The organism is Paraburkholderia fynbosensis, assembly GCF_902859935.1.
Taxonomy (GTDB): Bacteria; Pseudomonadota; Gammaproteobacteria; order Burkholderiales; family Burkholderiaceae; genus Paraburkholderia; species Paraburkholderia fynbosensis.
The window spans coordinates 520,732-546,249 of sequence record NZ_CADIKI010000002.1 but is presented as its reverse complement, the minus strand read 5'-3'; the positions used below and the strand labels follow the sequence as shown (position 1 = coordinate 546,249).

Sequence of the window (25,518 nt, the reverse complement as noted above, 5' to 3'; positions counted from 1 at the left end):
GAAGTTGAGAGAGTAGCCGAAACGGCGGCGATTCGCAGCGCCGCAGGCAGCCCGAAGTTTACAGCCTCTTACGTCAGCGCATCGGGGGATCCGGCGAGACCGGCGGCAAGATCGACGAGCTTGCCGCAGCCGCGCGGATCGTAGCCGTCGAGATGCTCGACGTTATGTCGAAACGCGCTGCCACGCAACAGATCGATCACCGTGGCGAGCGGCGTGCGTTCGAGATTCGCGCGGTCGCACGCGAAGTAATAGTCCTCGTCGACGATCGGGATGAAGTCGAGCCCGAAGTGATGCGCCGCAGGCTCCACACCGAAGCCCACATCCGCCATGCCGCTCGCGACGAACGCCGCGATCGCCGAATGCGTGAGTTCGGTCGACGCATAGCCATTGACCCGGTCCGGATCGATGCCGAGCTGGCGCAGGGCGAGATCGAGCAGGATGCGCGTGCCCGAGCCCGGCTGACGATTGACAAAGCGAATGTCGTCGCGTGCGAGATCGCGGAGTCCGTCGATCCGTTTCGGATTGCCCTTGCCGATGAACAGCCCCTGCTTGCGTCGCGTGAGGTGCACGAGCACGTGCCGCTGCGGATCGAGCCAGCGCCGGTACGTGTCGGCGCAAGCCGCGCGGAACTCGCCAAGCGGCAGGTGAAAGCCCGCCAGGTCGCACTCGCCGCGCGCGAGCGCGCTGACGGCGTCCACACCGTCGCGGTATTTGATCTCGACCGGCAGATCGCTCGCGACCAGCACCGTCACCAGCGTGGCCACCGCGTAGCCGTGCGACGCATGAATCCGCACGTCGTCGGCGAGCGGCGCGAGCCAGCGATTCAGGTCGCTCGCCACTTCGCTCGCGAGCGCCTGCATGTTGCCGTCGAGCCGCTCGCCGCACAGACGCTGCGCACGCAGAACCGCCTGCCCAAGCTCGGATAGCACGGAGCCGCGGCCACGCTCCTTGGCGATCAACGGACCGCCCAGACGCTCTTCGATGCCGCGCAGCAAACCCCACGCATGCCGGTAGGACAAACCCTTAAGCGTAGCCGCCTGCGCGATGCTGCCGGATTCGTCGACGAGCGCGAGCAGCGGCACCACGTCCGACAGGCTGGATTCGCGCCCGTCCGCACCCTTCACCACCAGTTGTGCCTGACATTCGATCCTGATCATATATGTTCAACTCTTTCCTATTGCGCGAGCCGATTTGCCCGCCTATCGTTCGGCTATACCTACACCATATTTGAATAGACGAAGCATAAGTGCACGCTTTATGAATAACAAGTGCATATATGACCTTGGAGGAGCCCCCTTTGACCGATTCCCTCACTATCGTGCCGGATCAGCTCGTGCAGCGTCACGCGCGTCCGGGTATGTCGCTGCTTGCGGTGTTGCACGCGATTCAGGATGAACTCGGCTACGTGCCGCCCGGCGCCGTTGCGCCGCTCGCGCGTGCGCTGAACCTGTCGCGTGCCGAAGTGCACGGCGTCATCACCTACTACCACCACTTCCGCAGCGAGCCCGCCGCGCCGGTCACCGTGCAACTGTGCCGCGCGGAAGCCTGCCGCAGCATGGGCACCGAAGCGCTCGCCCAGCACATTGAGGCGCACACCGGTTGCCGCTTCGACGCCGGCCATCAGCCTGGCGCGACGGTGGAACTGGAGTCGGTGTATTGCCTCGGTCAATGCGCACTGTCGCCGGCAATGATGCTCAACGGCACATTGCACGCGAGGGTCACGCCGCAGAAATTCGACGCGCTCTTCGCCGCCGCCAGCAAATGCGTGGAGGTGCCGGCATGACGCGCATCTACGTTCCCCGCGATTCGTCGGCGCTCGCGCTCGGCGCCGATGCCGTGGCGCAGGCCATTGAAGCCGAAGCCGCGCGCCGCGGCGTCGAGATCGAACTGGTGCGCAACGGTTCGCGCGGCCTGCTGTGGCTCGAACCGCTCGTCGAAGTCGCCACCGCCGAAGGCCGCATCGGCTATGCCAACATCGAAGCCGATGACGTCGCCGCGCTGTTCGACGCCGGCTTCGTCGCAGGCGGCGAGCATGCGCGGCGCGTCGGCGTGGTCGACGAGATTCCGTATCTGAAGAAGCAGCAACGCCTGACCTTCGCGCGCATCGGCATCACCGACCCGCTCTCGATCGACGATTACGTCGCGCACGGCGGCCTCGAAGGCCTGCGTCAGGCGCTGCGAACCGACGGCGACGCCGCCTGCGCCGCGCTGATCGAATCCGGCCTGCGGGGCCGCGGCGGCGCTGCGTTCCCGGCCGGCATCAAATGGCGCACGGTGCGCGGCGCGCAAGCGGCGCAAAAGTACATCGTCTGCAATGCCGACGAAGGCGACTCGGGCACCTTCTCCGATCGCCTCGTGATGGAAAGCGATCCGTACATGCTGGTCGAAGGCATGATCATCGCGGGCGTCGTGACCGGCGCGACGGTCGGCTACATCTACGTACGCAGCGAATATCCGCATTCGATCGCGACGCTCGAAGCGGCCATCGCCCGCGCGCGCGCCGCCGGCTGGCTCGGCGACAGCGTGCTCGGCGAGAGCGCGCACCGCTTCGAACTGTTCGTCGCGAAAGGCGCCGGGTCGTACGTCTGCGGCGAGGAAACCGCGCTGCTCGAATCGCTCGAAGGCAAGCGCGGGATCGTGCGTGCGAAGCCGCCGGTGCCGGCGCTCTCGGGCCTGTTCGGCCAGCCTAGCGTAATCAACAACGTGATCACGCTCGCCACCGTGCCGATCATCTTCGCGCGCGGCGCGGCGTTCTACAAAGACTTCGGCATGGGCCGCTCGCGCGGCACGCTGCCGTTCCAGCTGGCCGGCAACGTCAAGCAAGGCGGCCTCGTCGAACTCGCGTTCGGCGTGACGCTGCGCGAACTGCTCTACGGCTTCGGCGGCGGCACGGCCAGCGGCCGGCCGGCGCGTGCCGTGCAGGTGGGCGGCCCGCTCGGCACGTATCTGCCTGAAAGCCAGTGGGACATTCCGATGGACTACGAGGCGTATGCGGCGGTCGGCGCGGTGGTCGGCCACGGCGGTCTCGTCGTGCATGACGACACGTCGAATCTCGCCGAGCTCGCGCAGTACGCGATGCACTTCTGCGCGATCGAATCGTGCGGCAAGTGCACGCCGTGCCGGATCGGCTCGACGCGCGGCGTCGAAGTGATCGGCCGGATTCGCAACGGCGACACGTCCACGCGCCAGGTGCAGTTGCTGCGCGATCTGTGCGACACGATGGTGTCCGGCTCGCTCTGCGCGATGGGCGGCATGACGCCGTTCCCGGTGCTGTCCGCGCTCGACCATTTCCCCGAAGACTTCGGTCTCGCCGATACAACTCACAGCGTGCCCAAGGCCGCGGCCTGACCCAGGAGCTCACCATGTCAGACATGCTCAACTCTCCCGCCGGCGGCTGCGGCTCAGGCAACTGCGCGTGCAAGTCGCAAGCGCAGCAACGCGCCACCCGCTCGTTCCTCGACGACACCGACTACGGCACCCCCGCGCGTCACGCCGACGTCGACGTCACGCTCGAAATTGACGGCCAGGCGATCACGGTGCCCGCCGGCACCTCGGTGATGCGCGCCGCCGCCGAAGCCGGCGTCAACGTGCCGAAGCTCTGCGCGACCGATTCGCTCGAACCGTTCGGCTCGTGCCGGCTGTGTCTCGTCGAAATCGAAGGCAAGCGCGGCTATCCCGCGTCGTGCACGACGCCGGTCGAAGCAGGCATGAAGGTCCGCACGCAAACGGAGCGTCTGCAGTCGCTGCGCCGCAACGTCATGGAGCTGTACATCTCCGACCACCCGCTCGACTGCCTCACCTGCCCCGCCAACGGCGACTGCGAGCTGCAGGACATGGCGGGGGTGACCGGGCTGCGCGAAGTGCGCTACGGTTTCGACGGCGCGAATCACCTGAAGGACAAGAAGGACGAGTCGAACCCGTACTTCACGTACGACCCGTCGAAGTGCATCGTCTGTAATCGCTGCGTGCGCGCATGCGAGGAAACGCAAGGCACGTTCGCGCTGACCATTGCCGCACGCGGCTTCGAATCGCGCGTGGCGGCCAGTGAGAACCAGCCGTTCATGGACTCGGAGTGCGTGTCGTGCGGCGCGTGCGTCGCCGCATGCCCGACTGCGACCCTGCAGGAAAAGTCCGTGATCATGCTCGGCCAGTCCGAGCATTCGGTCGTCACCACCTGCGCGTATTGCGGCGTCGGCTGCTCGTTCAAGGCAGAGATGAAGGGCAACCAGGTCGTGCGGATGGTGCCGCACAAGAACGGCCAGGCCAACGAAGGCCACGCCTGCGTGAAGGGCCGATTCGCGTGGGGCTACGCGACGCACAAGGACCGCATCACGAAGCCGATGATCCGTGCGAAGATCACCGACCCGTGGCGCGAAGTCAGCTGGGAAGAAGCGATCAGCTATGCCGCGTCCGAATTCCGCCGCATCCAGGAGAAGCACGGGCGCGATTCGATCGGCGGCATCACGTCGTCGCGCTGCACGAACGAGGAAACCTATCTCGTCCAGAAGCTCGTGCGCGCCGCGTTCGGCAACAACAACGTCGACACCTGCGCGCGCGTGTGCCACTCGCCGACCGGCTATGGCCTGAAGACGACGATCGGCGAATCGGCGGGCACGCAGACGTTCGCGTCGGTCGATAAAGCCGACGTCATCATGGTGATCGGCGCGAATCCGACCGACGGCCACCCGGTGTTCGCCTCGCGTCTGAAGCGCCGCGTGCGCGAGGGCGCGAAGCTGATCGTCGTCGATCCGCGGCGCATCGATATCGTCGATACGCCGCACGTGAAGGCGTCGCATCATCTGCAATTGCGCCCGGGCACCAACGTGGCCATCGTGAACGCGCTCGCGCACGTGATCGTCACCGAAGGTCTGCTGAACGAAGCGTTCATCGCCGAGCGTTGCGAAACCCGCGCGTTCGGGCAGTGGCGCGATTTCGTCGCGCTGCCGGAGAACGCGCCGGAAGCCACGGAGGCATTCACCGGCGTGCCCGCGCAGCAGGTGCGCGAAGCCGCGCGCATCTATGCGACGGGCGGCAATGCCGCGATCTACTACGGCCTTGGCGTCACCGAACATGCGCAAGGTTCGACGATGGTCATGGGCATCGCCAACCTCGCGATGGCAACGGGCAACATCGGCCGCGAAGGCGTGGGCGTGAATCCGCTGCGCGGCCAGAACAACGTGCAGGGTTCGTGCGACATGGGCTCGTTCCCGCACGAACTGCCGGGCTACCGCCATATCAGCGACACGGTCACGCGCACGCTGTTCGAAGACGCCTGGAACGTTACGCTGCAGCCGGAACCCGGCCTGCGCATTCCGAACATGTTCGACGCCGCCGTGCACGGCACCTTCAAGGGCCTCTACTGCCAGGGCGAAGACATCGTGCAGTCGGACCCGAACACGCATCATGTGTCGGCGGCGCTGTCGTCGATGGAATGCATCGTCGTGCAGGACATCTTCCTCAACGAGACCGCCAAGTACGCGCACGTGCTGCTGCCCGGCTCGTCGTTCCTCGAAAAGGACGGCACCTTCACCAACGCGGAGCGCCGCATTTCGCGCGTGCGCAAGGTGATGCCGCCGCTCGCGGGTTACGCCGACTGGGAAGCGACGATCCTGCTCTCGCGCGCGCTCGGCTATGAAATGGACTACACGCACCCGTCGCAGATCATGGACGAGATCGCGCGTCTCACGCCGACTTTCCACGGCGTGTCGTATCAGAAGCTCGACGAACTCGGCAGCATCCAGTGGCCGTGCAACGAGAACGCGCCGGACGGCACGCCGACCATGCACGTCGACGCCTTCGTGCGCGGCAAGGGCCGCTTCGTGATCACGAAGTTCATCGCGTCGCCGGAAAAAGTCACGCGCAAGTTTCCGCTGCTGCTCACGACCGGCCGCATCCTGTCGCAGTACAACGTGGGCGCGCAAACGCGCCGCACCGAGAACTCTCGCTGGCACGACGAGGACCGGCTCGAAATCCATCCACAGGACGCCGAAGATCGCGGCATCAGGAACGACGACTGGGTCGGCATCGAATCGCGCGCGGGGCAGACCGTGTTGCGCGCGAAGGTGACCGAGCGCATGCAGCCGGGCGTGGTCTACACGACGTTCCACTTCCCCGAATCGGGCGCGAACGTGATCACCACCGATAGCTCGGACTGGGCGACCAACTGTCCGGAATACAAGGTGACCGCGGTGCAGGTGACGCCGGTCGAACAGCCGTCGCAATGGCAGCAGGACTACTCGCGCTTTAACAGCGAGCAGCTCGATCTGCTCAGACAGCGCGAGCTGGCCAATACGACATCGGGTAAGTGAGGCGAGCGATGGACACTCAAAACCTGATCGACATGGCGAACCGGATCGGCGACTTCTTCGAGTCGATGCCGGACCACGAGGAGGCGCTCGCCGGGGTTGCCGATCATATTCGCCGGTTCTGGGAGCCGCGCATGCGGCGCGCGCTGCTGGCGGCGCTCGACGAGGCACCGGATGCGAACGGCATTGTGTTGTCGGACTTCGTCAGGGAGGCGCTCGTCGGGCATCGCGAGGAGTTGACGCCCGCGGCGGCTTCGACCGCTTAGGCGGTTCAGATCGAGGCGGCTGCTCGGTGGATCGAGCAGCGGCTCGAACCGTCGCTTAAGCGACGGCTCGAGAGCAGCCGCCTCGATATTCAGAAAGCAGACGTGCCTCACGAGCTTGCGACGCGGCCAGCCTTTCGCTTCAGGCAGCGGCGAATTCACGAGTCGGTCTCTGCTCGCTCACGATTCACGCACAACCGGTCGCGCGGCGCTCTCCCTCTTCTTCCTGGCAAGACAGCGAAAACCAACAACGGCTCACCTCACAGCGCCGCCTGCTCCGGTATCTCGCCCCCTACCGCAAACCACGCTTCGCAATGGCGCAGCAGGCCGTGCAAATCTGAGCCGGTGCGTCCGCGCGCACTGATATAGCCATCCGGCCTCACCAGATAGAACGACGGCCGCGTGCGTCCATACGATTCGGACAACGCCGGGCCGCCGTCGCCGGTCGTATCGGTGATGCGCCAGATCCGCACCGCGCCCGGTAGCAGGCGCTCGACTTCGGCAGCGAGCCGCTCCAGTTCCGGGTCTGGCGGCGGCGCATGTTTGGCGGCCGGATCGAGCGGCGTATCGTCGACGGGCAGCGGCGGCACCAGCAGGAATAGCGAGAAGAACGCCGGATCATGCAGATCGAAAATGCAGCCGACACCCGGCGCGCGACCAAGCGGCCCATCGACCACATGCACCAGCGCATCGGGCGCGCGTTCGCCGGCGCGCGGGCCGCCGTCGAGCACCCGTTCGAGCGTGAGCGGACTGCGCCGGTACTGGATCGACAATTCGCTGATGGTCAGGCGCGCGGCATCGCGCAGCGGACCGAACGCGGCGAGCACCGGCATCGCGCGTTCGCGCAGCAGCTTGAGCGGCCCGTGATCGGCCTCGGCCATCTGCGTAATGAAGCCGGTCTGCCGCAGCACGTCGCGCTCGATCGGATGCCGTTCGAGATGGTAGGTATCGAGCAGCCGGTCCGGCGCCGCGCCTTTGAGCACGCGCGCGAGCTTCCAGCCGAGATTGAACGCTTCCTGAATGCCGGTGTTCATGCCTTGCGCGCCGGCCGGGCTATGCACATGCGCGGCGTCGCCAGCGAGGAAGATGCGGCCGACGCGCAGCCGCTCCACCATCCGGCTGTTCAGATGGAAATACGAGGACCACGCGAGATCCGACACGTCGACGCGTTCGCGCACGCGCCGCGCGATCAGCGCCTTGCATTGTTCGAGCGACGGCTCGGGCACCCGGTCGAGCGGCGGCTCGCCGAGCACCACGGGTGTGGGGGGCGAGGCGACCGCGGCCGGTTCGATCGCATGATCCGCGATCAGCCGATGCCGGCCGTGCCCCATCGGAAACAGCGCGACGAGGCCTTCGCCCGACGCAAAGATGTGGAACTCGTCATCGGGCCACGCGGTTTCGGCGTGCAGATCGGCGAGCAGGAAGGTCTGCTCGAAGGTCTTGCCCTCGAAGCTCAGACCCAGCCGATGACGGATCGCACTGTGCGCGCCGTCGGCGGCGATCATGTATGACGGGCGCATCGTTTCGGCGTGGCCGTCGGCACGACGCAGCGTCGCCTGCAGGCCTGCGGAGCCCTGCGAGAACATCGTCAGTTCGACGCCCCGTTCGATCGCCACGCCCAGGGTGGCGAGATGTTCAGTGAGCAGGCGCTCGGTCACGGACTGGTCGAGAAACAGCAGATACGGATAGCGCGTGTGCAGTGGATCGAAATCGAGTTGCGCGAGACGCATGCCGTTCGAAAAAAGATTGGCGATGCGCGCGCGATGACCGAGTTCGAGAAACGGTTCGACCAGCCGATGCTGCTCGAGCAGTTCGAGCGTGCGCGCCTGAATGCCGATGGCCCGCGAATATGGGTTCGGCTGCATCGCTTTGTCGATCAGACGCACGGGAATATGGGCACGCGCGAGACTCATCGCTGCGGCAAGTCCGGTCGGACCCGCCCCGACGATCAGCACCGGCGACGCGTCGTAGGCTGCAGCGTCCATGCGGCACTCCGGAGACAACAATGCGCTCTAGTGTACGCCGCCGATATTGAGGGCGGCAGTGCGCTGCGTCATTCGGCAGACGTGGGAATGCGCACGGCGCTCTGCCGATGACGTTCCCGGAGCGGCTTATTGCACTGCCGCTCCGCATGACGTGAGTCCAGCCGCATCACCTCAGTTGCGCACTATCTGAATCAATCCGCATGCGGCGCGTGGTCCAGCGCGCAACGATGCTCGGTCGTGCCGAGGTCGACTTGCAGCGTTGCATGCTGCATCGAAAAACGCTCACGCAACGCGCTGACGATGTGGTCGAGCGACTCGTCGCCGGGATGGCCCGCCGGCATCACCAGATGCGCGCTGAGCGCGTTGCCGGTGGTCGACAGCGCCCACACGTGCAGGTCGTGCACGTCGACCACGCCGGGTTGCGCGGCCAGATATTCGCGGATGCGTTGCGCATCGATGCCGGGCGGCACGGCGTCGAGCGCGAGGCGTAGCGAATCGCGCAACAGGCTCCACGTGCCCGCCACGACGACCGCGACCACGACGAGGCTCATCAGCGGATCGAGCCAGAGCCAGCGGGTATAGAGAATCACGAGGCCGCTCACCGCGACCGCCGCCGAAATGCCGGCATCGGCGGCCATGTGCAGGAAGGCGCCGCGAATGTTGAGGTCTTCCTTCTGGCCGCGCATGAAAAGCCACGCGGACACGCCGTTCACCACCACGCCCACGGTCGCGACGACGAACACCGCGAGCCCGGCCACCGGCGCGGGGTTCATCAGGCGCCCGATCGCCTCGGTGACGATCACGCCGCACGCGAACAGCAGCAACCCCGCGTTGACGAGCGAGGCGAGGATCGACGAACTGCCGTAGCCGAACGTATAGCGCGCCGACGGACGGCGCGTGGCGAGCCAGGCGGCGCCCCATGCGAGCAGCAGGCCGAGGACGTCGGAGAGGTTGTGGCCCGCGTCGGCGAGCAGCGCGGTGGAATGCGCGAGCACGCCGTAGATCGCCTGAACTACGACGATCGCGATGTTCAGCGCGACGGCGATGGCGAAAGCACGGCCATGGCCTGCGGCGGGGATGTGGTGGTGATGGTGGTGGCCGGCGCGGGGGTGGTGGCCGTGGGTGTTGCTGGGCTGGCTGGGGTCGCGGTGATCGTGGTGCTCGTGACCGCCATGGGCGCTGCCGCTATCGCCGTGACCACTTCCATCGTGACCGCGGGGCGGATTGCCGCTTCGGACATCCCCGCCATGAGAGCCGTCCCCACCGCTTTCATCACGAAGTCCGTCCACCCCATCGCGCCGATGCGCACCGGCGGCATGCGCAGGTCCATGCGCGTTCCGCTCCCGCGCGAGCCCTTCATCCTCGAGACCCACCGCATCCTTCTTCTTCATCATGCATCCAGAGAATTGTCGCCGGGCAGGCGAAGCAACCCGGCCGGCTGCACGCCGATCGCGTGCCGCACGCGCCGCGCCACTGGCCGGCGCAGACACACACCCAGCACGAAAGCCCCGCAGGAACCCGTTGAACAATCCGCCACGGACATCTCGAATCGATGCATCGCAGCAAAACCATGCACAGGTATCCAGATGCTATAGAGGGTAGGCAAACCGGTCAAACCGGAGCGCGCTCCGGCGAGTGTGGGAAAATGCGGCCTCTGCCTCACCCGAACGCCATCCCCCGTCATGCAACCTGTATTTGACCGCGCTTTCGCGGCGCATCGTGACGGCCGCCTCGACGACGCCGAACGCGGCTATCGCGCGACGCTCGACGGCAATCCCACGCACGTCGACGCGTTGCACCTGCTGGGCGTGCTGCGCCATCAGCAAGGCCAGCACGCCGAAGCCGCCGCACTCGTGCGGCGCGCCGTGAACCTGCGCCCGGAAGACGCCGCGCTGCAACTGAATCTCGGCAACGCGCTGAAGGCGCTCGGCCAGATCGACGACGCGATCGAACAGTTCCGCAACGCGCTGACCCTCGCGCCGTCCTTCCCGATGGCGCACTACAACCTCGGCAACGCGTACGCATCGCTGGGTCGTCACGAAGACGCCGCCGAGGCGTTCGAACGGTCGCTGCGCCTGCAGCCCGGTGACGCGTCGTCGCACAACAATCTCGGCAACGCGCTGCACGCGCTGGGGCGCCACGCGGAAGCGATCGCGTCGTTCCGGCGCGCGCTCGAACTGCGCCCCGGCCATGCCGGCGCGCTGAACAACATGGGCATGGCGCTGAACGCGCTGGGTCGCGCGGACGAGGCGATCCCGTGCTTCCAGGCGGCGCTCGCCGCCGAGCCGCGCTTCGTCGCCGCGCACTTCAATCTCGCCAATACCTTCGACGCCACCGGCCGCCATGCCGAAGCGGTCGCGTCGTTCGAGGCCGCGCTGAGTTTCCAGCCGAACCTGCCGCCCGCCATCTACGGGATGGGCAACGCGCTCGCCGCACTCGGGCGCCACGCGCAGGCGCTGCCGTATCTGGAACGCTCTGTCGGCCTCGATCCGCAATTCGCGCTCGCCTGGCTCAGTCTCGGCACCGCGCATCAGGCGCTCGGCGCGCCCGCGCGAGCCGTGCGCGCGTTCGATCAGGCGCTGCGCCTGCGCCCCGAGCTCGCCTCCGCGCACATGAACCGCGCGCTCGCGTGGCTCACCCTGCGCGACTTCGCACGCGGGCTGCCGGAATACGAATGGCGGCTGCAGACCGTCGCGCAGCCGGTCATCCACACGCTGCCGCGCTGGCACGGCGAGCCGATCGAACAACGCACGCTGCTGATCCACGCCGAGCAGGGTTTCGGCGATACGCTGCAGTTCGTGCGCTTCGTCCCGCTCGCCGCGCAGCGCGCGACGCGCGTGGTGCTCGAAGTCCAGCCGCCATTGCTGCCCTTGCTCGCGCCCGCCGCCCAGGCCTGGCGCGTGACGCTGATCGCGCAGGGCGCGCCGCGCCCCGCCGCCGATCTGCAATGCCCGCTGCTGAGCCTGCCGCTCGCGCTCGGCACGAGCTTCGACACCATCCCCGCCCGCACGCCTTATCTCGACGTGCCGCCCGCATACGGCCGCAAATGGCGCGGCTCGCTCGGTGGCCAGGCCAAACGCAAGATCGGCCTCGCGTGGTCGGGACGCATCCAGCAGAACGAAACGCGTTCGATGCCGCTCGCCGCGCTCGAACCGCTGTTCGCGCTCGACGGCATCGACTGGATCGTGCTGCAGCCCGAGCTGAGCGCCGACGAACGCGCGACGCTCGACGCGCATCCGCGCGCCGCATCGATCCATCGGTTCGACGCGCGGATTGGCGACTTCGCGGACACCGCGGCGATCATCGAACGGCTCGACGCGGTGGTGTCGATCGACACGTCCATCGCTCACCTCGCCGGCGCATTGCGCAAGCCGCTCTGGCTGATGCTGCCGTTTGCGGCGGACTGGCGCTGGTTCGAGGGCGACGCGCGCAGCCCGTGGTATCCGGGCGCGACCCTCGTGCGTCAGCCGCGGCCCGGCGCGTGGGACGAAGTCGTCGACAAGGTGGCGAGCGAGTTGCGCAAAGGCTAGTTGCGCGTGGTGATGGAAGCAAGGTCGCATGGGGGCGCCGGGCACGCAGGGGCGCACGCAAAGCGCCGCACCGCACCGCAAGCCAGCGACCGCAGGCAACCCGCACGACAGCACTGCATCACACGCTCCCCGCCACGTTCAATAATAAAAAAACCCCGCGTCCGTGAGAACGCGGGGTTTTTCTTTAACCCGTGCAACCGCGGCGCGGCCGCGAGCGCTCAAGCCGCTCGATACTGATTGCGCGACTCCCGCGTCCGATACAGAAACAGCGTCGCGATCAAGCCGCAGATCGCCGCCACGCCGAGGACCAGACCCGGCGCCGCCTTGTTGCTCGTGACGTGAATCAGCAGCGTCGCGATCGCCGGCGTGAAACCGCCGACCGTCGTCGCGAGGCTGTAGGCGAGCGAGAAGCCCGCCGTGCGCACTTCGACCGGCATCACTTCGGTCAGCGCCACCACCATCGCGCCGTTATAGCTGCCGTACAGGAACGACAGCCACAACTGGACCGCCAGCAGGCGCGCGAACGACGGCTCGGCGACCAGCCATTGCAGCGCCGGATACGCGGTGGCGATCGTCAGAATCGTGAACGCGAGCAGCACCGGACGGCGGCCGATGCGATCCGACAGCGCGCCCGCGACCGGCAGCCAGACCAGGTTCGACAGACCCACGCAGACGGTAACGACGAGCGTGTCGATGGACGACAGCTTCAGCACTTCCCTGCCGAAGGTCGGCGTGTAGGCGGTGATCGTGTAGAACGACACCGTGGTCATGATGACCATGCCCATGCCGCCCAGCACGACGCCCCAGTTGGTGACCATCGACTTCATGATCTCGCTCATGCTCGGACGATGCTTACGCGCCTTGAACTCCTCGGTTTCCTTCAGCGAACGGCGGATGATGAACAGGAACGGCACGATCAGGCAACCGATCAGGAACGGCACGCGCCAGCCCCAGGCGGTCATCTGGTCGGCGGGCAGCAGCTTGTTCAGCGTCACGCCGATCAGCGCGGCGAACACCACGGCGACCTGCTGGCTGCCCGACTGCCATGAGCAATAGAAGCCCTTGTTGCCCTTCGTCGCGATCTCCGACAGATACACGGACACGCCGCCCAGTTCGACCCCGGCGGAGAAGCCTTGCAATAGCCGGCCGAGCAGCACGAGCACCGGTGCGACGAGGCCGATGGTCGCGTAGCCCGGGATGGCCGCGACCGTGAGCGTGCCGAGCGCCATCAGGCTGAGCGTGAGGATCAGACCTTTGCGGCGGCCGTGATGGTCGATGTAGGCGCCCAGCACGATCGCGCCGATCGGCCGCATCAGGAAGCCCGCGCCGAACACCGACAGCGACAGCATCAGCGATGCGAATTCGTTGCCGCTGGGGAAGTAGGTCTTGGCGATCGCCGAGGCGTAGTAGCCATAGACCATGAAGTCGTACATCTCAAGAAAGTTGCCGCTGACGACGCGGAACACTGTCTTGACCTTGGATTCTTCCTGAACGGAAAGGGTCGGAGAAGCTGTGGACATGAAATTCTCTGATAGGCCCGTCGCCGTGACACGATGACGGCGGGCAGTTGAAACGATCCGCTGCACGAGTGCAAACGGAGGCCGCAGGCAAACGGTAAGGAAAGACCGTGCCGGGGGGCGCAGCATTATCCTGGTGAACGTATCGACGCGGAATCAGGGCAAACCTTGAGACTCATGCGGAAGCCGCCCCAGGTAATGTTACCGTTGATGGCGCTGTTGCGAAATGCATACAGTTTGCTTACGGACGACGCGAGCATTCATCGCGGTAAACTGTTCTGCCCCGGCACTTGCGTTGATCAACAGCTGATGCGAACCCTCCCCGCTCTTTCGTTGCGCCCCGCCACCGTCGACGACGCCGCGTTGATTGCGTCGATTCACAGCGCCAGTTGGCAAGCCACGTATCGCGGCCTGCTGCCCGACGCGTTCCTCGATGGCGAAGTCACGCGCGAGCGCGCCGCATATTGGGAAGCGCGGCTCAGTGCGCCGGGCGGCGAGCGCCGCATCGTGCTGATCGCCGAACTGGCGGGCGAGCCGATCGGCTTCGTCTGCGTCGAACGGCAACCGGAATCAACGTGGGGCGTGCTGCTCGACAACCTGCATGCGCTGCCGGGCTATCAGGGCATCGGCGTCGGCAAGCTGCTGATGCGCGCCGCCGAAGACTGGGCGCGCGCGCAAGGCGAGGCGCAGTTGTATCTGTACGTGCTCGAAGGCAATACGCCGGCGATCGGATTCTATGAGCGGCAGGGCTGGCAGTTCGTCGGCGCTGAACCGGATCACATGGGCGGCGTGGATATCACCGCGCTGCGCTACGTGTACCGGTTGAATCGATAAGGCGGCGAGCGCGAGGACGGGTCGTCGTGGTTGGATCGGTCCGGGTCTCGGGGATGTCCCCATTTTTTCGGAGCGGTCTGATTTCCGGTATGACAGCGGCCCGGCATCATCGCGTGTAATCGAGGGCGTCACCGGTTGGCGTGCGTGCACCCGGTCATGTGTTCCTCGTGAATACGCTTGCTGATGTTCGCGTCGACGTGCGGTATGCATGCAAGGCGTTCTATCTGCATCACCGCAAGCCTGAGTCCCTACCGATCCCCGCAGCCGCCCACGGCGGCCCCACTACGAGGCGCCGGAACAGACCGATGTCCACTATTCCGTTCACCCTGATCGAAGGCGCGATCGCTATGCCGCGCCTGCGTCCGCTCGATCGTCTGCCGACGCCCTTCGGCCGTGACTGGACGCTTCTTCCGCCTGGTCAAAGCTGGCGCACCGAAATCAAGGCGCTCTATGCAGCGGTGCTGCGCACCTTCTGCATGAGCGACAAGGCCATCTTGTCGTTTTGCACATGGGTGCCGTTGAATGCACGGCGCGCTGCTGCGGCAGTTGCTTCGGCAGCAACAGCGACGCGTGCGACGACGGTATTTCACCCTGCGCGTGAAGAAACTCCGCATGGGGGCGCTGAGGCCGGCGCGCTGACTATGGTCGAGGCACCTGTGTTCGTGTCCAGGTCGCGCGATGTTCCGCCCCATTGGAAAGCGTTCGCAGGTGGCGCATGCGCACTCAGTGGCGCCGCGATACTCGCATGGATTGCGTTCGATGATTCGGCGCATCGCCAGATGATCGCCGTTGAGAAACCCGTGGTCACGGCCACCGCCAACCGCGATGTGCCGCCGGCGCAGCGTCGCGTGCCCGATGTGGTTATTGCGAGGGAACCCGTTAGCGGTGGCGCAGTTAAAGCGCGGGCTCGAAGCGCGACATCGGCGCGTGCGGAGCGTGCATCTTCGTCTGCCCGCTCCACTTATGCGCCTGTGCCCCGCGCGACTCAAGCAGCGGCGGCGCCGCATGTCGCAAGCAGCGATCCTGTCTCACGCCGCCACACGCTTCGCGAAACGGCCGGCAGCCGGCGAGAAAAAACACGCGATCATCTTGCGCGCAGCACGACTGCAAATCCGCTATCGCGCGCTGCGCCCATGGTCGACGGTATGCCGCACATCACCGTCCCGCCGAGCGCGCAACGAACCTCGCCGGCACCTTCCGCTGCGGGAAATTACTCGCCTCTCGCGCCGGCGCAACTCGGCGTCGACGAATACGCCGACGTCACGATGTCCGCCGCCACGCACCTGCGCGATATCGCGCCGCCGCCCCGCCCTGCTGCGTCAAACCATTCGCCGATCGGCAACGGGACGGAATGGATAAACCATATGTCACAGCGTCGCGTGACCGAGGTCCCAGATCAATTCGGGAAGTGAAGCGCTAACGTGCCGCTACCCGCCGCCAGCGAAATCTGGGCGGCAAAAGGAAGCCCGGCTGTTCGTTCATAGCCGGGCTTTTCTCCAATCACAACGCCGCTATTTGGCCATTACTTCCGGTTCGACAATCCGCTTTGCGGCGGCAGTCCACTCTGCGTCGGCAGACCGAATTCCGTCTGCCGCTGCAATTGCATCACTTCGTTCTGCGCCGCACGCAATTGCGCCTGCGCGCGTTCCTTTTCCGCGCGCAACGTGACCGCCTCGCCCTGCGCTTGTCGCTGGTAGTCATCGACCTTGGCCTGCTGCGTACGTGCGACAGCCAGATCGGCCTGCAGGCGTTTCGCGCGATCCTGCGACATCGCGATGATCTCCGCGATGTACGCCTTTTGCGCCTGTAACTGCACACGGCGAATTTCGACATCTGCGAGCTGCGCCGTCTGCTGCGCAAACTCCGCGTAGATCGCTTCCGACCGATTCACGTTCTCGGACTTGATCACGCGCCAGAAATGTTTGTTCTGAAATAACGCGACGTAGTAAGTCATTTCTTGCGGGTAGAAGAACAGACTCGCGCCGTAACTGCCGTTGTATGTGGTGCGCAGTTCGCTCAGCTTCGCGTCGTGAATCATCTGCATCAATTCGGCGACATTGCCTGGCGCGTCGCTCGAGGAGTTCTCTGCGTCCAATGCATCCGATGCGGACGATGTATCCGCCCGCGCATCGGCGAGAGCGGCCGCATTGGGCTGCGGCGTCAACGCGCTGGTTGCCGGCCGCATACCGCCAATCTGCGCGGCATCTTCGCTTTGCGCCGCGAGCGCCAAACCGGCATGCGGCAGCAGTGCGTATGAAACCGCGAGCAGCATGGCACGCCGTATTATTAAGTGATACTTCATACCTGCTTGCTCCATCCAGATCCCAAGAGAGCCGCAGATTATCGCGCGGATTTGCCGTGAAGCGAAGCACTCAAATGCCGCCTGACACGGCTTCAAATTGAGATACATTGACGGCGAACGAATCCGGATAAGCAAAGTGCCAATCAGCAAATAAACGTTTCGGGATAGGAGCAAACCGTAGCAAACCACCTCGCGCACAAGTTTCCCAACTTGTCGTTGGATTTGTACGAATCCAACAGCGAGCGGGTTTCAATATTGCGATAGACAGCCGGAGCCATATCGCAAAATTCATCTACGATCGGATTCCTTATTGTCTTGATAAAGAGAGGCTGACGAACTGGAACCCGGAGTGCTCGCATCAGTCACGCGAGGTCGCGCAATACCAGCCGTCAAGACAATGCAGAGGCAAACTGCCAGATGGAAACAAAGGGAAATAGCGCAGGCCGAATGCCGCGCGAAGCGCACCGCCGCATCACGCGACGGCGCGTCAAACAAATTAGCTTCGGGGAACAGCATTTAACCGAAGCCTGCTCCCCTCCCAGTCCACACACCGGAACGCGAGCCAGACCAACACAAAAAACCTCAAAACCGCGTTTCCCGCGCCACCCGCAAAAACGTATCGAGCAGCGGCGTGCAATCGAGCAACTCCGGGCCGCCCGCGCGATGAAACTCCGGATGCCACTGCACGCCCATCACGAACGGCGCACGCCGGTAGCGCACGGCTTCGATGATGCCGTCCGTCGCCGACACCGCCTCGATATTCAGATCGCGCCCGAGCGATTTCACCGCCTGATGGTGAATCGAGTTGACGATCGCATCGCGCCGGCCAGGGAACATGTTGACCAGCGTGGAACCGTCCGGAAAATGAATCCCGTGCCGATGCTGATCGTAGTTCTCGTTGACGTGCGCAGCCGCCGTCGGGACATCGGTCGCGATGTCCTGATACAAGGTGCCGCCGAACGCCACGTTGATCAGTTGACAGCCGCGGCACACGCCCAGCACCGGCTTGCCCGACTCGACAAACTCGTGCAGCAACTCCAGTTCGTACATGTCGCGCACGCGGTCGCCGGGCCACTCGTGGCTGCTCGCCTCTTCCGCGTAAGTCTGCGGAGAAACGTCGGCGCCGCCTTGCAACAGCAAGCCGTCGAGATGCTTCGCGTAGTCACGCAACCGGATGTTGCTCGGATGCAGCATGCCCTGATGACCGACGGTCGGAATCATGAACACCAGTACGTCACGCGACATCACCCAGTGCGCGATCGATTCCTCGAGGTATTGCAGCGTCTTGCCGCGCAGCCCCTTCGCGCCCGGCTCCGGATGGAAGATGCGCGCCGACACGCCGATGCGCAGCGTGCGCTGCGTGATCCGCTGTCCCGCGCGATCGAACAGTTGACGCGCGCGCGCCGCGATGATGCGCCCGAACACCGTCCACGCCGAATCGTTCTGCTTCAGATAGCGCGGCGGCGACGGTGGCAACGCATTGGGCGGCGGCGGATTGGTCGCGCTGAAGTCGGGCGCCGCGCCGAAGCCCGGCGGCGGCGCGCCGGCCGGGCGCGAGGTGGAGGTCTCCGCTGGTTCGGCGGCGTTGTCGTCGGTCGAGACCGGCGTGGTCAACCCGCCGGCCAACGGCTCGCTGCTCGCGAAGCTCGGCGCGCTCCTGGTGCTTGTCGTGCCGGCCGCGCTCTTCGCGCCTTTCATGATGCCGGGATGCGCAGTGGGTGCGCCCGCATGGCGCGCCTCGCGCTCATGCACTTCGGCTTCCTGCTTCGCCGTCGATGCAGCGGCCGAACTGCGCGCTTCGGCCGCATCGCGCCGGCGGGCCGTTTGGGGATCGGTGGGCGTCACGGTCGACGCGCTCTCGGGGTCGTCAGTGGACGAGCGCGCGGCCGCCTCTTCGGCAGCCGGCGTCACATCCTTCATCGGCGACTGGATCGCGTCTTCATGCGAGGGAGGTAGCGAAACCGCCGGTTCGGGCGGTGTGGCGCCGGGTTTCGACGCGCCGGGCGTTGCTGCCGGCGGCACCGGGGTTGGCGACGCCGAAGGCGACGATGGGCTGCCGGGCTCGCCGGCGTTGTCAGGTTTATTTTCGCTCATGACAGTCAGACAGGCGCCTTCCACGCGAACGAATGAATATGCCCTGATTATCCGCCAGCCCGCCACGCCCCGCAAACGCACACACAATTGCTCACATTGTTGCGGGCACTCCGGCGGAACTCGCGGCTGGCGAAGCCGCGGAGCGCACAGCGTCCGTCCCGATCACTCATGATCCGGCTGTTCCTCGAAAGTCTCGCGCAAAGCGATCTGCATCGACGCGTGGATCTTCACGCACCAGCGCCACACGAGCGCGAGCAGCACCGCCGCGCAGACCAGCACCACGGCGAGCAGGCCGGTCGGCGGCAGGATGCTGCCCGACAGCGCCGCGACCAGCAGAAACACGCCGACCATCGACACCACCGGCACCAGGTCGGAGATCGCGTAACGGAGCGCGCTCGTGAAGCGCCCTGCTGTCGCCGGCTGCACGCTGACTTCGGCGAGCAGCAGCGCGAGCGACTTGGTCTTGCGATACACCGCCACGAGGAACGGCAGCGACACGACCAGCGCGACGCTCCACTGCACCACCCGCTGCATCGGCTCCGAACTCAGCCAGTGCGCGAGGAGCTTGCCGGTATACGGCGCGCTATACGACACGGTCAGAAAAATCGCGGCGACCAGCGCGAGGTTGACCGCGATCTGCACGATGATCCTGCGCGTCATGCTGAAGAGCGTCGGCTCGCCGCTCCCCGTGCTCAAGCTGCGCAGCCACTGGCCATAGAGGCTGAACGCGTTGGCGAGCGTGGCCGGCATCGCCTGGCCGAGGCGCCGGGTCAGCGGATCGGCGCCGCGAATCAGATACGGCGTGAAGAGCGTGGTCAGCGCCGACACCGCCACCGCGATCGGATAGAGAAACGCGCTCGTCACCTTCAGCGTCAAGCCGAGCGACGCGATGATGAACGAGAACTCGCCGATCTGCGACACGGTCATGCCCACGCGCATCGAGGTGCGCGCGTCCTGCCCCGAGAGGAAGGTGCCGAGCCCGCACGACACGATCTTGCCGACGATCACCGCGACCGTGATCACCGCGATCGGCCACGCGTAGTCGAGCAGCACGGCGGGGTTCAGCATCAGGCCGATCGTCACGAAGAAGATCGCGGAAAAGGCGTCGCGCAACGGCGCAATCAGATGCTCGATCCGATGCAGATGGCGCGACTCCGCGATGATCGCGCCGATCAGGAACGCGCCGAGCGCAATGCTGTAGTCGAGCTTCACCACCAGCAGGCAGAAGCCGAAGCAGAAGCCGAGCACGGACACCAGCAGCATCTCGTCGCTGCGCGTGCGCGCCACGTAGTTCAGCGCACGCGGCACCACCAGCACGCCCACCAGCAGCGACACCGTCATGAACAGCAGCAGCTTGCCGAGCGTGACCATCGCGAGACCGGCGCTCAACTGGCCGGTCTGCGCGATGCCGGTCAACAGCACGAGCATCGCGATGCCGAGAATGTCCTCGACGATCAGAATGCCGAACACCAGTTGCGCGAAACGTTCGCGTTTCAGGCCCAGTTCGGACAACGCCTTGACGATGATGGTGGTCGACGAAATCGCGAGGATCGCGCCGAGGAACAGTGAATCCATCGGACTCCAGCCGAACACGCTACCGATCTCGTAGCCGATCCACAGCATCAGCACGATCTCGGAGAGCGCCGCGACGATCGCGGTCGCGCCGACCTGGAAGAGCTTGCGCAGGCTGAATTCGAGGCCCAGCGAAAACATCAGGAACACCACGCCGAGTTCGCCCAGCGTCTGGATGGTCTGCTCGTCGTGGATCAACTGGAACGGCGGCGTGTACGGCCCGATGATCACGCCCGCGGCGATATAACCGAGCACCACCGGCTGCTTCAGGCGATGGAACAGCACGGTGACGACGCCGGCGAGCGCCATCACGACCGCCAGATCCTGAATGAAGCCAATGCCATGGTGCATGGATGCGTCCCTTACAAAAAGTAATCTCAAAGAGGCAGTGTACCAGCCGCGTCCGCACCGCCCGATCGCGCAAAAGGCCGAAGGGCTTGGGATTCTCCCAGGAATATCGCACCCGTTGCGCGCAGCGTCAGCCGGAATATTTTTGACACGCTGGACTTGTGTGAAATATCACAATAATATCTGCCGCATATTTTCCCTTGGAGCCGATTGATGCAGCCGTTGTCTTTCCATGTTGCAGACCGCGCCGGCCAGAGCCGTGCGGAGCAGGTCGAGGTGAGCCGTCTGACCATCGCCGGGTGGGCCGGGCGCGATCAGGCGGCCATCGAGCATCACATTGCAGAACTGGCCGAACTCGGCGTGAAGCGGCCGTCCACCACGCCGTGCTTCTATCGGCTCGGTGCAGAACTGCTGACGCAGGCCGAGCAGATCGACGTGGTCGGCGTGAAGTCCAGCGGCGAAGCCGAGTGTGTGCTGCTGCAAACGCCAGCGGGCTTGCTCGTCACGATCGGCTCCGACCACACCGACCGCGAGGTGGAGGCGTACGGCGTGACCGTCTCCAAGCAGGTCTGCCCGAAACCGCTCGCGCGCGACGCGTGGCGTTTCGACGACGTCGCCGGCCACTGGGACCAGTTGGAAATGCGCGCGTATGCCGTCGCGAACGGCGAGCGGCGCGTCTATCAGCAAGGCAGCGTCGCATCGCTGCTGCCGGCCGCCGAGTTGCTCGCTCGCGCGCCGCTCGCCGCCGGCGCGGCGATGTTCTGCGGCACGCTGGCGGTGCAAGGCGGTATCGTCGGGATGGCCGATGGCGATGCGCTCGAACTCGAACTGCACGACCCCATCCTGAACCGCACGCTGCGCCACGCCTATCGCGTGCGCGCGCTACCTATCGTCGAATGAGGCACGCATGAGCTCCCCATCGCCCGCCGTCAATGCCGACGCGCTGCTCGAAGCCACCGCGCTGCGCAAGATCACCTGGCGCATCATGCCGTTCCTGTTTCTCGTCTATGTGCTGTCGTATCTGGATCGCGTCAACATCGGTTACGCGAAGCTGCAGTTCACCGGCGACCTCGGGTTGTCGAACGCGGCGTACGGACTCGGCGCGGGGATCTTTTTCTTCGGCTACTTCGTGTTCGAAGTGCCGAGCAACCTGCTGCTGAAGAAGTTCGGCGCGCGCGCCACGATCGCCCGCATCACGATGCTGTGGGGCCTGCTGTCGTGCCTGATGATGTTCGTGCACAGCGAAACGATGTTCTACGTGCTGCGCTTTTTCCTCGGCGTGGCCGAAGCCGGGCTGGTGCCGGGCGTGGTGCTGTATCTGACCTTCTGGTTTCCGTCCGACCGGCGCGCACGAATGGTCGCCGTGTTCATGGCGGCCATTCCGGTGGCGGGCATTATCGGCGCGCCTTTGTCGGGCTTTCTGATGTCGGCGCTGCATGACGCGCACGGCTTGCGCGGCTGGCAGTGGATGTTCCTGATCGAAGGCATTCCGTCGATTCTCGCGGGCTTCTGGGCGCTCGCCGTCCTGCGCAACACGCCCACCGAAGCCGCGTGGCTCAGCGCCGACGAAAAGCGCGTGATCACGAGCCGCCTCGCGCGGGAAAACAGCGCGGCCACGGCGGCCGGCGCCGAGCACAGTCTCGCGGTCGCGTTGCGCTCGGGCCGTTTCTGGCTGCTGACGCTGATCTACTTCTGCCTCGTCACCGGCAACGCGGGCTTCTCGTTCTGGCTGCCGCAGATCGTCAAGGATCTCGGCGTGACGAACCTCGTCACCAACGGCTTCGTCACCGCGATTCCGTATCTGGCCGCCGGCATCGGCATGATCCTGATCGGCCGTTCGTCGGACATCACCGGCGAGAGGCGCTGGCACTACGCGATATGCTGCTTCATCGGCGCGGCGGGGTTGCTTGGCAGCGCATCGGTGACCAACTCGATTCCGCTCGCCGTCACCGGCCTCTCGATCGCGTATATCGGCATCCTCGCGGGCTTCGGCATCTTCTGGTCGATGTCGACGACTGCCCTGCAAGGCACGGCGGCCGTCGCGGGGATCGCGGTCATCAACTCGATCGCGAACCTCGCGGGCTATGTGAGCCCGTACGTGCTCGGCATCGTCAAGGACGCGACGCATAGCGTGACGTTCGGACTGGTGCTGATCGCGGGGGCGCTGACCGTGGGCGGGCTGGTCACGTTGATGATGCCGCGCGTGAAGGTGCGGCATGCGGCGCAGGTTGCGCCGGGGCGTGCGTGAGCCCGGCATGAAGCGCGCCGGAATCGAGTTTGCGGCGCAAAGAGCGACACAGATGCGTGGCGCAGGGGCGTGACGGATGACGCGCAGCACACGTGGTCTGGTGCGCATCCGGCCCGCCCCCGGAGCACGATCGCGGCGATGTCCGCGCAGCTCGACATCCATGCGCACCGCGCGCCCCGTGCGCGCAAAACCTTGCACTACAATGCGGACGACACCGCCCGCTCGCTCGACCCATGACGCTCCAGCAAATTGCCCGCCCTTCCCCGCCCACCCGTGCGAGCGCCGCCGCGAGCCTCGCCGAACAGGCGTATGCGTTCGTCAAGCGCGAGATCATCACGATGCGGCTGCGGCCGAGCGAGGTGCTCAACGAAGCGGAACTGATGGCGCTGACCGGGATCGGTAGAACGCCGGTCCACCAGGCGCTGCACCGCCTCGTGCACGAAGGCATGCTGACCATCATGCCGAGAAAGGGCATCATGGTCCGGCCGGTTTCGCTCGACGACGTGCTGGCGATCATCGACGTGCGTCTCGTCAACGAAAGCTACTGCGTCGAACTCGCCGCGCGCCACGCGCAGCAGCACGACTACGACGCGATGCAGGCGCTGCTGGACCGCTCGTCGGTGTGCGTCGCCGCACACGACGTCGAAGGGATGATGGACATCGACCGCGAATTTCATCTGACCGTCTCGGCCGCCTCGCGCAACCCGGTGCTCGCCGACATCCTGCGCGGGTTGCATGAGCGCTCGCTGCGCTTCTGGTTCATTTCGCTGTCCGAGCCGCATCATCTCGAAGATGTCCATGAAGAACATCTCGAACTGTTCCGGCTGCTGCGCGAGCGCGATGCCGAAGGCGCGCGTCGATCGGTGCAGAAGCATATCGAGGCGTTCCGCGCGACGCTCTTCAACCGCATCTGAAGCATCCGGGGCGCACGCATCACGGTGCGTCACGGCGACCGTTTTCAAGCGCACACCTGTTTGCCCTCTTCATTAGCCACCTTCACCTGCCGCATCCCTTGATCAACCGGCTTCGCCCGGTTCAACCGGATTCTCACCGACATCATGGCCACTGAATTCACGTCCTTCCCGCCGCTAGCCCAGCTTGCCGCCGACCTCGCCGCCGGACGCACCACGAGCCGCGCGCTCGTCGAAACCGCGCTCGAACGGATCGAAGATCCGGCCGGCCAGGGCGCGGCCGCCTTCATGCACGTCGACGCCGGCAGCGCCCGCGCCGCCGCCGACGCGCATGACCGCCTGCGCGCAGCCGGCACCGTGCTCTCGCCGCTCGCCGGGATTCCGGTGTCGGTCAAGGACCTGTTCGACATCGAAGGCCAGCCGACCCGCGCGGGCTCCGTCGTGCTCGCCGACGCCCCGCCCGCGAAAACCGACGCCGTCGCGGTCGCGCGTTTGAAGCGGGCCGGCGCGGTGATCGTCGGTCGCACCAACATGAGCGAGTTCGCGTTTTCCGGACTCGGCCTGAATCCGCACTACGGCAATCCGCTCTCGCCGTACCGGCGCAACGTGAAAGGCGACGAGCGCATTTCGGGCGGCTCGTCGTCGGGCGCGGCGGCCTCGGTTGCCGACGGCATGGCGGCCATCGCGCTCGGCACCGACACCGGCGGCTCGATCCGCATCCCGGCCGCCCTGTGCGGCCTGACCGGCTTCAAGCCGACTGCCTCGCGCATCCCGAAGCAGGGCGGCGTGCCGCTCTCGACGACGCTCGATTCGTTCGGGCCGATCGGCGTGTCGGTCGCGTGCTGCGCGCTGGTCGACCGGATGCTGGCCGGGTTGGAGCCGCGCATTCCGGCCGCGCGGCCGCTCGAAGGCGTGCGCCTCGGCGTGCTGACGAACTTCGTCACCGACGGCGTCGAGCCGGCGGTCGCCGCCGCGATCGACACCGCGCTCAAGCACCTCGAAGCGGCCGGCGCGATCGTCAGCGAAGTGCGTTTCGCGCCGCTCGACCGCTTGCCCGAAATCAACCGCTTCGGCTTCTCGCCGATCGAAGCGTATGCGTGGCATCGGCCGCTGCTCGACAAGCATCGCGAGCAATACGACCCGCGCGTGCTCACGCGCATTCTCAAAGGCCAGCCGGCCAGCGCCGTCGACTATCTGGACCTGCTCGCCGAACGCGAAGCGATGCTCGACGAAGCCGCGCGCACGCTGTGGCAGCGCTTTGACGCTGTGGTCGCGCCGACCGTGCCGGTGCTGCCACCGCGCGTGGCAGACCTGATCCACGACGACGACACCTTTGGCCGCACCAATGCGCTGATCCTGCGCAACCCGAGCGTGTTCAACTTCCTCGATACCTGTGCGCTGTCGCTGCCCTGCCATCTGCGCGGCGACGCGCCGGTCGGGCTGATGCTGGCGGGCGCGCTGCACGCCGACGATGCGCTGCTGGCGATCGGGCGCGGCGCGCAGGCGGTGCTCAACGCGATTCGTTGAGCGGGAGGGGGCGGCGAGTGCGATGCCGGGCGGCTAGGAGGCCCAGCGGCCCAGCGGCCCAGCGGCCCAGCGGACGCAATAG

Annotated in this window: 18 protein-coding genes; 11 read left to right on the top strand and 7 right to left on the bottom strand. The window is 65.9% G+C overall.

Annotation, left to right across the window (positions count from 1 at the left end; genetic code table 11):
* Positions 1 to 68: 68 nt before the first annotated feature.
* Positions 69 to 1,157, bottom strand: coding sequence for a substrate-binding domain-containing protein (locus HV770_RS05445; RefSeq protein ID WP_175158435.1), 1,089 nt, complete (start codon positions 1,155 to 1,157; stop codon positions 69 to 71).
* A gap of 119 nt (positions 1,158 to 1,276) precedes the next feature.
* Here HV770_RS05445 and HV770_RS05440 point away from each other — a divergent pair, with 119 nt between their 5' ends.
* From HV770_RS05440 to HV770_RS05425, 4 genes are read left to right on the top strand one after another with little or no spacing between them, the layout of a single operon-like run.
* Complete coding sequence (locus HV770_RS05440) at positions 1,277 to 1,783, top strand: NAD(P)H-dependent oxidoreductase subunit E (RefSeq protein WP_175158434.1); 507 nt, start codon at positions 1,277 to 1,279, stop codon at positions 1,781 to 1,783.
* Positions 1,780 to 3,348: a formate dehydrogenase beta subunit gene (locus tag HV770_RS05435; protein ID WP_175158433.1), complete on the top strand. Its 1,569-nt coding sequence runs from the start codon at positions 1,780 to 1,782 to the stop codon at positions 3,346 to 3,348. The genes HV770_RS05440 and HV770_RS05435 overlap by 4 nt, the downstream gene beginning before the upstream one ends.
* Before the next feature lie 14 nt (positions 3,349 to 3,362).
* A complete protein-coding gene (fdhF, locus tag HV770_RS05430) occupies positions 3,363 to 6,308 on the top strand; it encodes a formate dehydrogenase subunit alpha (RefSeq protein ID WP_175158432.1) in 2,946 nt (981 codons plus the stop codon).
* A gap of 8 nt (positions 6,309 to 6,316) precedes the next feature.
* Positions 6,317 to 6,571, top strand: a complete 255-nt coding sequence (locus tag HV770_RS05425; protein ID WP_175158431.1) for a formate dehydrogenase subunit delta — start codon at positions 6,317 to 6,319, stop codon at positions 6,569 to 6,571.
* Between the two features lie 257 nt (positions 6,572 to 6,828).
* Here HV770_RS05425 and HV770_RS05420 read toward each other — a convergent pair whose 3' ends face one another.
* Both HV770_RS05420 and HV770_RS05415 read right to left on the bottom strand, forming a co-directional pair.
* A complete protein-coding gene (locus tag HV770_RS05420) occupies positions 6,829 to 8,553 on the bottom strand; it encodes an FAD-dependent monooxygenase (protein WP_175158430.1) in 1,725 nt (574 codons plus the stop codon).
* 191 nt (positions 8,554 to 8,744) lie between these two features.
* Complete coding sequence (locus HV770_RS05415; protein WP_175158481.1) at positions 8,745 to 9,944, bottom strand: cation diffusion facilitator family transporter; 1,200 nt, start codon at positions 9,942 to 9,944, stop codon at positions 8,745 to 8,747.
* Between the two features lie 291 nt (positions 9,945 to 10,235).
* Here HV770_RS05415 and HV770_RS05410 point away from each other — a divergent pair, with 291 nt between their 5' ends.
* Complete coding sequence (locus tag HV770_RS05410) at positions 10,236 to 12,083, top strand: tetratricopeptide repeat protein (protein WP_175158429.1); 1,848 nt, start codon at positions 10,236 to 10,238, stop codon at positions 12,081 to 12,083.
* A gap of 218 nt (positions 12,084 to 12,301) precedes the next feature.
* Here HV770_RS05410 and tcuC read toward each other — a convergent pair whose 3' ends face one another.
* Positions 12,302 to 13,603: an MFS transporter gene (gene tcuC / locus HV770_RS05405; RefSeq protein WP_175158428.1), complete on the bottom strand. Its 1,302-nt coding sequence runs from the start codon at positions 13,601 to 13,603 to the stop codon at positions 12,302 to 12,304.
* Positions 13,604 to 13,909: 306 nt separating this feature from the next.
* Here tcuC and HV770_RS05400 point away from each other — a divergent pair, with 306 nt between their 5' ends.
* On the top strand, positions 13,910 to 14,434 hold the full coding sequence (locus tag HV770_RS05400) for a GNAT family N-acetyltransferase (protein WP_175158427.1): 525 nt from the start codon (positions 13,910 to 13,912) through the stop codon (positions 14,432 to 14,434).
* A 1,145-nt stretch (positions 14,435 to 15,579) separates the two neighbouring features.
* A complete protein-coding gene (locus HV770_RS05395) occupies positions 15,580 to 15,846 on the top strand; it encodes a hypothetical protein (RefSeq protein ID WP_175158426.1) in 267 nt (88 codons plus the stop codon).
* A 110-nt stretch (positions 15,847 to 15,956) separates the two neighbouring features.
* On the opposite strand, the gene HV770_RS05390 is transcribed toward HV770_RS05395, so the two are convergent.
* The 3 genes from HV770_RS05390 to HV770_RS05380 all read right to left on the bottom strand — a co-directional run bounded on the left by HV770_RS05390 (position 15,957) and on the right by HV770_RS05380 (position 20,753).
* A complete protein-coding gene (locus tag HV770_RS05390) occupies positions 15,957 to 16,736 on the bottom strand; it encodes a DUF2968 domain-containing protein (protein WP_175158425.1) in 780 nt (259 codons plus the stop codon).
* A gap of 582 nt (positions 16,737 to 17,318) precedes the next feature.
* Entirely contained in the window at positions 17,319 to 18,830 is a 1,512-nt protein-coding gene (locus tag HV770_RS05385) for a gamma-glutamyl-gamma-aminobutyrate hydrolase family protein (RefSeq protein ID WP_175158424.1), read from the bottom strand.
* A 162-nt stretch (positions 18,831 to 18,992) separates the two neighbouring features.
* Positions 18,993 to 20,753, bottom strand: coding sequence for a cation:proton antiporter (locus HV770_RS05380; RefSeq protein WP_175158423.1), 1,761 nt, complete (start codon positions 20,751 to 20,753; stop codon positions 18,993 to 18,995).
* Positions 20,754 to 20,963: 210 nt separating this feature from the next.
* Between HV770_RS05380 and HV770_RS05375 the strand changes: the two genes are divergently transcribed.
* The 4 genes from HV770_RS05375 to HV770_RS05360 all read left to right on the top strand — a co-directional run bounded on the left by HV770_RS05375 (position 20,964) and on the right by HV770_RS05360 (position 25,436).
* Positions 20,964 to 21,650: a DUF2848 domain-containing protein gene (locus HV770_RS05375; protein WP_175158422.1), complete on the top strand. Its 687-nt coding sequence runs from the start codon at positions 20,964 to 20,966 to the stop codon at positions 21,648 to 21,650.
* A 7-nt stretch (positions 21,651 to 21,657) separates the two neighbouring features.
* Entirely contained in the window at positions 21,658 to 22,998 is a 1,341-nt protein-coding gene (locus tag HV770_RS05370) for an MFS transporter (protein ID WP_175158421.1), read from the top strand.
* 233 nt (positions 22,999 to 23,231) lie between these two features.
* Positions 23,232 to 23,912 (top strand): GntR family transcriptional regulator, encoded by a 681-nt coding sequence (locus HV770_RS05365; RefSeq protein ID WP_175158420.1) that lies wholly within the window; start codon positions 23,232 to 23,234, stop codon positions 23,910 to 23,912.
* A gap of 144 nt (positions 23,913 to 24,056) precedes the next feature.
* Positions 24,057 to 25,436: an amidase gene (locus HV770_RS05360; RefSeq protein ID WP_175158419.1), complete on the top strand. Its 1,380-nt coding sequence runs from the start codon at positions 24,057 to 24,059 to the stop codon at positions 25,434 to 25,436.
* Positions 25,437 to 25,518 lie beyond the last annotated feature (82 nt).